Genomic DNA, 12,535 nt, shown 5'->3' on the forward strand with positions numbered 1-12,535 from the left:
GCTTGTATAAAGCGCGCGTGAACATAGGGTAAAGCCTTGGCTGCAAAGCCGGGTTCAAGCGATCTTAACCCTGTGGCATTAGCAGGTCGGTCACCCCTGCCCCCCTTGACGGACAGCCGCCGCATGACGCCCGTTGCCACCGATATCCGCTTTTTGCTGGGCGATCGCTGCATCCTGCGCGCGCGGCGGATGCTGGTGCCGCTGGCATACGGGCTCGACGCAATCCTGGCCGAGCGCCCCCTTGTCCCTGTCCCGCTGCCGCCCGATGCGGACGGATATCGCGTGCAGTCCGTTCCTGCAGCCCAGCTCTCCCGGCTCGACCAGCAATTCACAGGCTTTCTCAAGTCCCCGCCGCAACTCTTTGCACGCCATTATATCGACATGGCGCTGGGTCATGACGGCTATATGGCGCAATTCTCATCGAAGACGCGCGCGACGCTCAAGCGCAAGATGCGCAAGCTCGCCGATGCAAACGGCGGCACGCTCGACATTCGCAGCTATCACGCCCCCGATCAGCTCGACGCCTTTTTCGCCGCCGCCCTGCCGCTATCGAACCAGACCTATCAGGCACGGCTGCTCGATGCCGGGCTCCCCGGCCACGCGGCTTTCCGCGCCGAGGCTGAAGCCCTCGCCCGGACCGACAGTCTGCGTGCCTGGATCCTGTTCCTGCACGGCAAGCCAATCGCCTATCTCTACCTGCCCGTGGTCGAGGACGTGCTCATCTACGCCTATCTCGGTTATGATCAGGGCCAGGCGCAGCTCTCGCCCGGAACCGTGCTGCAGATGCATGCGCTCGAGCAGCTCTTTGCCGAACAGCGCTTCCGCTATTTCGACTTTACCGAAGGCGATGGCGCGCACAAGGCGCTTTTCGGCACGCATCAGGTGCAGTGCGCCACCCTGTTCCTGCTCGCGCCGAGCATCGCCAACCGCGCTGTGCTCACGAGCCACCGGGCGTTCAACGCAGGCGTGGAAGCGACCGGGGCCTGGCTCGAACGCATCGGGGCCAAGGCGAAAATCCGCAAGCTGTTGCGCGGTTGAGGCCTCAGATCGCCACGACGCTCTCGAAGGCGGCGAATTCGTTGAGGAACAGCGTCGAGAGGATTCCGACCTCGTAACGGATGCGGCTCACCGCCTGCTCGCCATAGCGCAGCGCGGTGCGCACCAGATTGGCGGGAAGCTTGGCCAGCGATGCCCTGCGCTGCGGCTGCAAAGCTTCGAAACCCGCGCCTTCCAGCCGTGTCTGTTCGGCAATGTTGAGGCACATGGATTCAAACCGGCGCTGCACGATTGGATTGACACGGGTGCGATCCCGGCTGAGCAATTCGAAACTGTGGCTGACAATGGTGAAGCACGGCCAATCGTGCTCTGCAGCATGACGCAGGCCATCCCGCATCTCCCAGGCAGAAAGCGCACACAGTTGCGCGGCGCGGATGCTGCCGGGCCGATCCTCGATCACGCTCACTGGAATGATGCCGACGCCCATATGCTCGGAAAAGGGCGGGGTTTCCGGCGGAAGATCGATATCGCACTCGCCTGCCAAGAAGGCCGGATTGAAACTGCTGTCATACGGAACGCTCAGGGCACTCAGCGCGCGCAGCGTATCGTCGTTCGCCCCGAAATTGCCCGCACGGAAGGCGGTCGGCTTGGGCGCGCCGGCGATCATCAGCAGCGCCCGCGCCTGATCGAGCAGCCGGACCTGATCGTCGAGCGGGAAATCCGCGATATTGCGGCCGCGCAGATGTGCAAGCTCATGATCGCGCGCAAATTCCAGCCATTCGGTATGGATGTGAAGCTGCACCTCATGACCGCGTTTCAGGATCGGCTCGACGATCCTTGCGACGACGCCGGGGCCGTAGACCAGAGCCGGAAACGGATCGACGAAGAAGACGCCCTTCAGACCATAGGCCTCGAGGCGGTCCATCTGGTAGAAGATGCCAAATTCGCCGTCACGGCACTTGCCAGCGATCGAACTGTCGAAATTCTCCTGCGCACTCGCGCCTTCCTGGAAGAGCTTGAGCGACAATTCGGTATCGACGGTGTACTGAACCTTGGTGACCATCGTTGGACCCTTATGCCGGGCGGGTTAAGACCCGCTTACCCTCGTCGCAGCCCATGCGCGGCTAAAGGAAATATTATATCACGTCCATCCCATGTTAATAGGGGAGTGTGCCGCTATGGAGCATTCTGCGGCAAGATCGCGGGTTTGAACTGAACAAGACGGGCCCGACCACAGTCCCGGCAACCCTTATTGCTAACAGTTTTCAATTGCACAAATAATTGGAGTCTGGTGGCTTTTGATGGTTGAAAACCCCGTCCAAGCGGCCTAGGCAGGCCGGCGAGCGCGATGACTCAGGCTGTGCAAGCCCGGTGCGCGCCCATCTGAGGTCGTGAAACGGACAAGCACATCACAAGGTTTTTGCTGAGGGCCGGATATCTGTTCAGGGAACGCACACGCACCACATAGCATCCCCGCATTCCTGACAGGCAGTTTCGGCCGGAACACCCAATTTTCGGAAAGGATTGACCATGGCACGCAACAAGATCGCGCTGATCGGCGCAGGCAATATCGGCGGTACGTTGGCGCATCTCGCAGCCACCAAGGGACTGGGCGATATCGTGCTGTTCGACGTCGTCGAAGGCGTGCCGCAGGGCAAGGCGCTCGATCTGTCGCAGTGCGGCCCGGTCGAAGGTTTTGACGCAAAGATCACCGGCACCAACAACTATGCCGACATCGCAGGCGCGGACGTCATCATCGTCACCGCCGGCGTCGCACGCAAGCCGGGGATGAGCCGCGACGATCTGCTCGGCATCAACCTCAAGGTCATGAAGGCCGTGGGCGAAGGCATCCGCGACAATGCGCCCGACGCGTTCGTCATCTGCATCACCAACCCGCTCGACGCCATGGTCTGGGCGCTGCGCGAATTCTCGGGGCTCCCGGCCAACAAGGTCGTCGGCATGGCCGGCGTGCTCGACAGCGCGCGCTTTGCCACCTTCCTCGCCTGGGAATTCGGCGTCAGCGTCAAGGACGTGAACGCGTTCGTGCTTGGCGGCCATGGCGACACCATGGTGCCCGTGCTCAGCTATTCCACGATCAACGGCATTCCGGTGAAGGACATGGCCAAGATCAAGGGCGTGTCCGAAGCGCGGCTCGACGAGATCGTCAAGCGCACCCGCTCGGGCGGCGGCGAGATCGTCGCGCTGCTCGGCACCGGTTCGGCCTATTACGCCCCCGCCACCAGCGCGATCGCGATGGCCGAAGCCTATCTTGGCGACACCAAGCGCATCCTGCCCTGCGCGGTGAACGTCGAAGGCAAATATGGTCTTGATGGCCTGTATGTCGGCGTCCCCGTCGTCATCGGCGCCGATGGTGCCGAAGAGGTCATCGAAATCGCGCTGAGCGACGAGGAAAAGAGCAATCTTCAGGTCTCGGTCGATGCGGTCAAGGAACTGCTCGGCGTCTGCAAGACCCTGGACCCGAGCCTCGCCTGATGCTCGCGTCCGGTCTCCTGATCGGACTTTTCGCGCTGGCGGCGGCTGAGGAAAAGGCCCCGCCAGCCGAAAACCCCTATCCCGCAAGCGAGGTCCTCGCCGCGTTCGCGACCGCCTGTTCGGGTGTCGAGAATCTCGCCGTCGCCAAGGCCTCGGTCGTTGCCGCCGGATGGCAGGCCATCCCCGCCGATGACAAGGGCCCGCTGCGCACGCTGGTCGATTACGGCAAGGCAAAGCTCGCCGAGAGCGATGGCGAGGCCAAACTGCTCGATGGTGGCGAATATCGCATGACCGTGGCAGGCCGTGAGCTCAGCCTGGCGCTGTCGGGCGTCGATCTGGGCGACATGCAGAGCCATGGCTGCCGCGTCTATGATTTCACCGCCCCTGCCCCCATATCCGCAGACGTTCTGGAAAACTGGGCGGTGCGCAAGCCCGGCAGTTCGACTGATCCCTTGCCCGGCTTCACGAAGAGCGTCTGGAACCCAGGCCTGAAGCCCGGCCATATGGAAATGGAAGTTTCGTACGCCGCACCCGGCGCGCTCGCCGCCACCGGCATCCCCCTTACCGGCCTTGTTCTCACGGCCACAGCAGTGGAGTTTCGCAAGAAATGAGCATTCTCGTCAACAAGCACACCAAGGTCATCACGCAGGGGATGACCGGTGCGACCGGCACCTTCCATACCGAACAGGCGCTGGCCTATGGCACGCAGATGGTCGGCGGCGTGACCCCCGGCAAGGGTGGCACCACGCATATCGGCCTGCCCAATTACAACACTGTCGCCGAAGCCAAGGCCGCGACCGGTGCGACCGCGACCTGCATCTACGTTCCGCCGCCATTCGCTGCGGACTCGATCCTCGAGGCGATCGATGCCGAGATGGAACTGATCGTCGCGATCACCGAAGGCATTCCGGTGCTCGATATGGTCCGCGTCAAGCGCGCGCTGCAGGGCAGCAAGTCGCGCCTGATCGGCCCCAACTGCCCCGGTGTCCTGACCCCCGACGAGTGCAAGATCGGCATCATGCCCGGCAGCATCTTCAAGAAGGGCTCGGTCGGCGTCGTGTCGCGCTCGGGTACGCTGACCTATGAAGCCGTGCACCAGACCACGGCGGTCGGCCTCGGCCAAACCACGGCGGTCGGCATCGGCGGCGATCCGGTCAACGGCACCAACTTCATCGACGTGCTCGAGCTGTTCCTGGCGGACGACGAAACCAAGTCGATCATCATGATCGGCGAAATCGGCGGCAGTGCGGAAGAAGAAGCCGCGCAGTTCCTGAAGGACGAAGCCAAGCGCGGTCGCAAGAAGCCGATGGTCGGCTTTATCGCAGGCCGTACGGCGCCTCCGGGACGCCGCATGGGCCATGCCGGCGCCATCGTCTCGGGCGGCCAGGGCGGCGCCGAAGACAAGATCGCGGCGATGGAAGAAGCGGGTATCCGCGTCTCGCCCTCGCCTTCGCTGCTCGGACAGACCCTCGCCGAGCTGCTGGAAACGGTGTGATTTGAACCATCTCTCTCCCCCAGCGGGAGAGGGAATGCATCGCGAAGCGGTGCGAGGGAGAGGGCCGGGAGCACGCCGGTAGCGTGGCTTCCCCCCTCACCCAGCTTCGACTGGGGCACATATTTGCCCAAGTCTGCGCAACCCTCTCCCACGGTGGGGAGAGGGAAAAGGGACGCCAGGATATGACCTACGACGGATTTGATTTCGACCCCGCAGAAGGCCCGCAACAGGGCCCGAGCTGGCAGCGCGGCAACTGGCCGCTGGCCGACAGCGACGACCTGACGGCGGCGCTCGACCCGATGCAGATGCAGGCAGCGGTCAAGGCCGCGGTGCGCGATGCCTCGGCCAAGGCCGGCAAACCGGTGGACGAAGCGGCGATCGCGCGTGCGGCGGACCGCTCGATCCGGGCGATGATGCTGATCCGCACCTACCGGGTGCGCGGCCACCTGGCGGCCGATCTCGACCCGCTCGGCCTGTCGCAGCAGGAACTGCCCGCTGACCTCACGCCGGAATATCACGGCTTTACAGGCAGCGAGCTCGACGAGCCCGTGTTCCTGGGTGGCACGATGGGCTTCGAAAGCGCGACCGTGCGTCAGCTCATCGATACGCTGCGCGCGAACTATTGCGGCAAGGTCGGCCTCGAATACATGCACATCTCGGACGTGGAGGAGCGCCGCTTCTTCCAGGACCGGATGGAAGGCGTCGACAAGGTCATCGAGTTCTCCGAAAACGGCAAGAAGGCGATCCTTTCCAAGGTGATCGAGGCCGAGACCTTCGAGAATTTCCTCGCGAAGAAATATGTCGGCACCAAGCGCTTCGGCCTGGATGGCGGCGAGTCGATGATCCCCGCGCTCGAAGCCGTCATCAAGTACGGCGGCCAGCTCGGCCTCAAGGAAATCGTCTATGGCATGCCGCATCGCGGCCGCCTGAACGTGCTCGCCAATGTGATGGCCAAGCCCTATCGCGTGATCTTCCACGAATTCTCGGGCGGCTCGGCCAACCCGGATGATGTCGGCGGTTCGGGCGACGTGAAATATCACCTCGGCACCAGCACCGACCGCGAGTTCGACGGCATCAGCGTGCATATGTCGCTGGTCCCCAACCCCTCGCACCTCGAAGCGGTCGATCCGGTCGTGCTCGGCAAGGTCCGCGCGCAGCAGGTGATCCGCGACGATCTCGCCGATCACAACCAGGTGCTGCCCGTGCTGCTGCACGGCGACGCGGCGTTCGCGGGTCAGGGTATCGTGTGGGAGTGCCTCGGCTTTTCGGGCATTCGCGGCTATAATACCGGCGGCTGCATTCACTTCATCGTCAACAACCAGATCGGCTTCACCACCAGCCCGCAATTCGCGCGCTCGTCGCCCTATTCGTCGGACGTCGCCAAGGGCGTCCAGGCACCGATCCTGCACGTCAATGGCGACGATCCGGAAGCGGTAACCTTTGCCTGCAAGATGGCGATCGACTTCCGCCAGCGCTTCCATCGCGATGTCGTGATCGACATGTGGTGCTATCGCCGCTTCGGTCATAACGAAGGCGACGAGCCCAGTTTCACCCAGCCGCAGATGTATGCGCAGATCCGCAAGCATCCCAAGGTCAGCAAGATCTACGGCGATCGCCTGATCGCCGAAGGCGTGGTGACGCAGGACTGGATCGACGGCACCGCCAAGACCTTTTCCGACAATCTCGAGATCGAGTTCGAGGCGGGCAAGACCTACAAGGCCAACAAGGCGGACTGGTTCGCCGGTCGCTGGTCGGGCCTGCACATGCCTGCCGATGACGAAACCGCGCGGCGCAACGTCGAAACCGGCATCGACAAGAAGCTGATGGACAGCCTGGGCCGAACGCTCACCACCATCCCCGAAGGCCATGAGGTGCACAAGACGCTGCGCCGCGTGATCGAAGCCAAGCGCGAGATGTTCGACAAGGGCGAAGGCTTCGACTGGGCGACCGGCGAGGCGCTGGCCTTCGGCTCGCTCGTGTCGGAAGGCTATGCCGTCCGCCTCTCGGGTCAGGACTCGGGTCGTGGCACGTTCAGCCAGCGGCACGCAGTCTGGATCGACCAGAATAACGGCAGCCGCTATCTGCCGCTCGAACAGGTGCCGCATGGCCGGTTCGAGGTGCTCGACAGCCCGCTGTCCGAATATGGCGTGCTCGGTTTCGAATATGGCTATGCCATGGCCGATCCGAAGACGCTGGTGCTGTGGGAAGCGCAGTTCGGCGATTTCGCCAACGGCGCGCAGATCATGATCGACCAGTTCATTGCCAGCGGTGAGGCCAAATGGCTGCGTGCCAACGGTCTGGTGATGCTGCTGCCGCACGGCATGGAAGGCCAGGGTCCGGAACACAGCTCGGCGCGACTCGAACGCTTCCTGCAGCTGTGCGCGGGCGACAACATCCAGGTGTGCAACATCACGACGCCGGCCAACTATTTCCATGTGCTGCGCCGCCAGATGCACCGGAACTTCCGCAAGCCCTTGATCATCATGACGCCCAAGTCGCTGTTGCGGCACAAGATGGCGGTGTCCAAGGCGAGCGAGTTCCAGGGCAACAGCCATTTCATGCGCATCCTTTCCGACCCGAACCAGCCGGAAGACAAGGACATCAAGCGCCTGGTGCTGTGTTCGGGCAAGGTGGCGTTCGACCTGATGGAAGCGCGCGATGCGGCCGGTGACAAGAACACCGCGATCATCCGGCTCGAGCAGCTCTACCCCTTCCCCGGCGAGCCGCTGACCATCCGCCTCAAGCGCATGGTCAATCTGGAAGAGGTCGTATGGGCGCAGGAAGAAGCGCGCAACAATGGCAGCTGGTTCTTCGTCGAACCGTTCATCGAGGAATGCCTGGCCGATGCAGGCGTCGCCCCCAAGCGCGCCCGCTATGCCGGTCGCGTTGCGGCGGCATCGCCCGCCACCGGCCTCGCCAAGCGGCACCAGGCCGAACAGGGCGCGCTGATCGCCGATGCGCTCGGCCATAATGTCCGCGAGGAAATCCGCCGCCAGCGCGGTAGCTGAGCCAGCAGAAAAACAATCAATTCCGCATGTTGGACGCGGATAGAAATAGGGTTTGAGAACCATGAGCATCGAAGTCAAAGTCCCCGTTCTGGGTGAATCGATCAGCGAAGCGACCATCGGCGAATGGCTGAAGAAGCCGGGCGACACCGTCGCCGCCGACGAGCCGATTGCCAGCCTGGAAACCGACAAGGTGGCGGTCGAAGTCCCCGCCCCTGCCGCGGGCGTGCTGGGCCAGCTGATCTTTTCCGAAGGCGATACCGTGCAGGTCGGCTCGATCCTGACCACGATCGAAAGCTCGGGCGCTGCCGTCGCCACCGCCGCTGCCGCGCCGCAACCCGCGATCGCCAAGAGCGAAGCCACCCCTGCTCCGGCAGCGGTCGCCGCGCCCGCTCCCGCCCCGACCGGCGAACCGGTGAGCCTGTCGCCCGCCGTGCGCCGCCTGGTGCTCGAGCATGGCCTCGACCCGACCAGCATCAAGGGCACCGGCAAGGACGGCCGCCTGACCAAGGAAGATGTGCTCGCCGCTGCGGCTGAAGCTGCCAAGGCCGCGCCTGCGCCGGTCGCCGCCGCTCCCGCCGCCGCCGCTGCGCCGGTCGCCAGCGGTGCTGCCGGTCGCGAGACCGAGCGCGTGCGCATGACCCGCATCCGCCAGACCATCGCCAAGCGCCTCAAGAGCGCGCAGGACACGGCGGCGATGCTGACCACCTTCAACGATGTCGACATGACCGCGGTGATGGAGGCGCGCAACACGTACAAGGACCTGTTCGAGAAGAAGCACGGCGTGCGCCTCGGCTTCATGGGCTTTTTCGCCAAGGCCGCGTGTCTCGCGCTCAAGGACGTTCCGTCGGTCAACGCGCAGATCGAGGGCGACGAGATCGTCTATCACAATTATGCCGATATCTCTGTCGCGGTCAGCGCGCCCAACGGCCTGGTTGTGCCGGTCATCCGCAACGCCGAGAGCCTGAGCTTCGCCGGCATCGAGAAGACCATCGCCGATTTCGGCAAGCGCGCCAAGGACGGTACGCTGAAGATGGAAGAGATGCAGGGCGGCACCTTCACCATCTCCAACGGCGGCGTGTTCGGATCGCTGATGTCGACCCCGATCATCAACCCGCCGCAGAGCGCGGTGCTGGGCCTGCACCGCATCGACCAGCGTCCGGTCGTCATGCCCGACGGCTCGATCGCCGCGCGCCCGATGATGTATCTGGCATTGAGCTATGACCACCGCCTGATCGACGGTCGCGAGGCCGTGACCTTCCTCAAGACGATCAAGGAAGCGATCGAGGACCCGACGCGGCTGCTGATCGATCTGTAACGCAAGCGATACGGCAGGCGGAACCGACGAGACCCTGTTTCGTCACCCCCGCGCAAGCGGGGGTCCCGCTTCCGCCTCATCGTCATCAGAAAGCGGGATTCCCGCTTTCGCGGGAATGACGGGAAAGACAGTGCCAGACAGGTCTGATATGGCCCGAGCGCACGATGGAGTTTGAAAATGGCTGATTATGATTTCGACGTCCTGGTGATCGGTGCCGGCCCTGGCGGTTATGTCGCGGCGATCCGTGCAGCGCAGATGGGCCTGAAGACCGCGTGCGTCGAAAGCCGCGCAACGCTCGGCGGCACCTGCCTCAATGTCGGCTGCATCCCCTCCAAGGCGATGCTGCACGCCTCCGAACTGTTCGAGGAAGCGGCCAGCGGCAAGCTCGCCAAGCTGGGCATCAAGGGCACGGTCGAGCTGGACCTCGAGACCATGCACGCGCAGCGCCGCGATGCCGTGAAGGGCCTGACCGGCGGGATCGAATATCTGTTCAAGAAGAACAAGGTGGAATGGCTCAAGGGCCATGCCGCATTCACCAGCGCCGATACCGTCGAGGTCGCAGGCAAGAGCTATCGCGCGAAGAACATCGTCATCGCGACCGGATCGTCGGTCACCCCGCTGCCGGGCATTACCGTGGACAATGAGGCGCAGGTCATCGTCGATTCCACCGGCGCGCTCGAACTCGCCAAGGTGCCCGATCACATGGTCGTGATCGGCGGCGGCGTGATCGGCCTCGAGCTCGGCAGCGTGTGGAAGCGCTTGGGCGCCAAGGTCACCGTGGTCGAATATCTCGACCAGATCCTGCCCGGCATGGACGGCGAAATCCGCAAGGAAGCCAACAAGGTCTTCAAGAAGCAGGGCATCCAGTTCAAGCTTTCGACCAAGGTCACCGGCGCGGAAGTCAAGGACGGCAAGGCCGTGCTGACCGTCGAGCCTTCCGCTGGCGGTGCCGCCGAAACCATAGACGCCGATGTCGTGCTGGTCTCGATCGGTCGCCGTCCCAACACCGATGGCCTCGCGCTCGACAAGGCGGGGCTTGCGGTCAATGGTCGCGGCCAGGTCGAGATCGACCATGATTTCCAGACCAAGGTCCCCGGCATCTGGGCGATTGGCGATTGCGTGCCCGGCCCGATGCTGGCGCACAAGGCCGAGGACGAGGGCATTGCCGTGGCAGAGAATATCGCGGGCCTGACCGGCATCGTGAACCACGACATCATTCCGTCGGTCGTCTACACCATGCCCGAAATCGCGGGCGTGGGCCTGACCGAGGAACAGGCGAAAGAACGCGGCGAAATCAAGGTCGGCAAGTTCCCGATGATGGCCAACTCGCGCGCCAAGACCAATCACGAGGGCGACGGCCTGGTCAAGGTGATCGCCGATGCCAAGACCGACCGCGTGCTCGGCGTATGGATCATCGCATCGCTCGGCGGCACGATGATCGCGCAGGCGGCGCAGACGATGGAATTCGGCGGCACCAGCGAGGACATCGCCTATACCTGCCACGCCCACCCGACGCACAGCGAAGCGCTCAAGGAAGCCGCGATGGCCGTGCAGGGCAAGCCGATCCATATCTGAGGCCAAACTCGCCCTCGCCTAAAAAGCCCTCTCCCCTTGATGGGGGAGGGTTGGGTGGGGGGAGTGATTTCTCTGTATTGCACTCAGGGTGTCGCACGACACCTGTCAATCTCCTTGTCACCCTGAACTTGTTTCAGGGTCCATTTATCCTCGCGCAGTTTCGGTTGTTGGGGCACGATAGATCCTGAAACAAGTTCAGGATGACGGAAGAGCGTGTATTCAAGGCCTCACTCCCTTAGAGCTGCCGCATGACCACCCCCCTCTCCCCTGGCCCCCTGCCCACCGCCATCGATCTCGGCACGATCCTCGGCACGCTCGACATGTTCGGGATCGCGGTGTTCGCGGCATCCGGCGCGCTGGCGGCGGCGGCGAAGCGGCAGACGTTCGTCACCTTCACCTTCTTTGCCCTCGTCACCGGCGTCGGCGGCGGCACGGTGCGTGACCTTCTGATCGGCGCGCCGGTCTTCTGGATCGTCAATTCGCGCGTGCTGGTGGTCGTGCTGGCGGTCTCCGCGCTGCTCTGGGTCACGCCGCAGCGCTGGTGGGAGGGAAGGATGCTCGACTGGTTCGATGCAATAGGTCTCGGCGCATACAGTGTGTTCGGCGCGGCCAAGGCGATGCAGTTCGGCGTCGATCCGCTGCCTGCCGTGATGATGGGCGTGATCACCGCGTGCGTCGGCGGCATCATCCGCGACGTGCTGGCGGGCGAGCCGTCGATCATCCTGCGGCCCGAGCTTTACGTCACCGCCGCCGCTCTGGGCTCCGGCTCCTATGTCGCGCTGAGGCTCGTCGGGCTGGAGGTGGAGATCGCCGCGATCATCGGCGCAGTCGCGGGCTTCGTGCTGCGCGGCCTGGCCATCCGCTACAATATCGCGCTGCCCGCCTATCGCGGCGGCAGTCGCTCGGAGGATTAGTCGTGGCATTCAGGCTCAGGCGGCGGATGGTGATGCGCTGGCATGTCTGGCTGGGCTGGCTGGTCGGCGTGCCGCTGTTGCTTTGGACCGCTTCGGGCCTGTTCATGGCGAGCTTCCCGATCGACACGGTGCGCGGCGAGCATCTGAAGGCTGAAGCCCCTGCCCTGCCCGGCTTTCGCCCCGTGGTGCCGATCCTGGAGGGTCGACCGGTGCAGACACTGACGCTGAGTCAGCAAGCGGAAACGCTGGTCTGGCTGGTTGATTATGCCGATGGCGGCAAGCGCCGCGCCGATGCGCGTACTGGCGCGCTGCTGCCTTCCGTAAGCGCCCGCGAGGCCGCTCTGCTCGCGCGCGCAGCCTTTGCCGGGAAGGCGGAACTTGCGGCGGTGACCCGCTTTTCTGCCGACAACGCCCCGCTCGAACTGCGCCGCCCGCGCCCGAGCTGGCAGGCGCGCTTTGCCGACGACACGCATATCTATATCGACGCGGAAACCGGCGCCGTATTGGTCACGCGCAGCGCCTTGTGGCGCGCATTCGACTTCATGTGGGGCCTGCACATCATGGATCTGCAGACGCGCGAAGACACCAATCACCCGATCCTGATCGGCTTTGCCGCTCTGGCCGTCATCTCGATCCTGATCGGGATATGTCTGTTACCCCTGCGGCGCGCGAAGGGGCGAAGCGCGCCGCAGGGGGTCAGACCGGGTGGGAACGGCCAGAAATGACCGATCCCGTCCGG

Annotated in this window: 10 protein-coding genes; 9 read left to right on the forward strand and 1 reads right to left on the reverse strand. The window is 64.0% G+C overall.

Features of this window, described 5'->3' with window-relative positions; all coding sequences use genetic code 11:
* The first annotated feature begins 123 nt into the window (after positions 1–123).
* Complete coding sequence (locus OPU69_RS10930) at positions 124–1,038, forward strand: GNAT family N-acetyltransferase (protein WP_060978432.1); 915 nt, start codon at positions 124–126, stop codon at positions 1,036–1,038.
* 4 nt (positions 1,039–1,042) lie between these two features.
* On the opposite strand, the gene OPU69_RS10935 is transcribed toward OPU69_RS10930, so the two are convergent.
* Positions 1,043–2,059: a polysaccharide deacetylase family protein gene (locus OPU69_RS10935; RefSeq protein WP_060978428.1), complete on the reverse strand. Its 1,017-nt coding sequence runs from the start codon at positions 2,057–2,059 to the stop codon at positions 1,043–1,045.
* 467 nt (positions 2,060–2,526) lie between these two features.
* Between OPU69_RS10935 and mdh the strand changes: the two genes are divergently transcribed.
* The 8 genes from mdh to OPU69_RS10975 all read left to right on the forward strand — a co-directional run bounded on the left by mdh (position 2,527) and on the right by OPU69_RS10975 (position 12,521).
* Positions 2,527–3,489, forward strand: a complete 963-nt coding sequence (gene mdh, locus OPU69_RS10940) for a malate dehydrogenase (RefSeq protein WP_060978609.1) — start codon at positions 2,527–2,529, stop codon at positions 3,487–3,489.
* A complete protein-coding gene (locus OPU69_RS10945; RefSeq protein ID WP_498510995.1) occupies positions 3,489–4,100 on the forward strand; it encodes a hypothetical protein in 612 nt (203 codons plus the stop codon). Before mdh ends, OPU69_RS10945 begins: the two co-directional genes overlap by 1 nt.
* Positions 4,097–4,984, forward strand: a complete 888-nt coding sequence (gene sucD / locus OPU69_RS10950; RefSeq protein WP_023839527.1) for a succinate--CoA ligase subunit alpha — start codon at positions 4,097–4,099, stop codon at positions 4,982–4,984. Before OPU69_RS10945 ends, sucD begins: the two co-directional genes overlap by 4 nt.
* A gap of 182 nt (positions 4,985–5,166) precedes the next feature.
* Positions 5,167–7,992, forward strand: a complete 2,826-nt coding sequence (locus OPU69_RS10955; protein ID WP_498510997.1) for a 2-oxoglutarate dehydrogenase E1 component — start codon at positions 5,167–5,169, stop codon at positions 7,990–7,992.
* Positions 7,993–8,053: 61 nt separating this feature from the next.
* Positions 8,054–9,307, forward strand: a complete 1,254-nt coding sequence (gene odhB / locus OPU69_RS10960) for a 2-oxoglutarate dehydrogenase complex dihydrolipoyllysine-residue succinyltransferase (RefSeq protein WP_498510999.1) — start codon at positions 8,054–8,056, stop codon at positions 9,305–9,307.
* Positions 9,308–9,484: 177 nt separating this feature from the next.
* Positions 9,485–10,882: a dihydrolipoyl dehydrogenase gene (lpdA, locus tag OPU69_RS10965; RefSeq protein WP_498511001.1), complete on the forward strand. Its 1,398-nt coding sequence runs from the start codon at positions 9,485–9,487 to the stop codon at positions 10,880–10,882.
* A 248-nt stretch (positions 10,883–11,130) separates the two neighbouring features.
* Positions 11,131–11,796: a trimeric intracellular cation channel family protein gene (locus OPU69_RS10970; protein WP_498511003.1), complete on the forward strand. Its 666-nt coding sequence runs from the start codon at positions 11,131–11,133 to the stop codon at positions 11,794–11,796.
* A 2-nt stretch (positions 11,797–11,798) separates the two neighbouring features.
* Positions 11,799–12,521, forward strand: coding sequence for a PepSY domain-containing protein (locus OPU69_RS10975; RefSeq protein WP_498511005.1), 723 nt, complete (start codon positions 11,799–11,801; stop codon positions 12,519–12,521).
* Positions 12,522–12,535: the final 14 nt, after the last annotated feature.

Source organism: Blastomonas sp. 34TW (genome assembly GCF_059803595.1).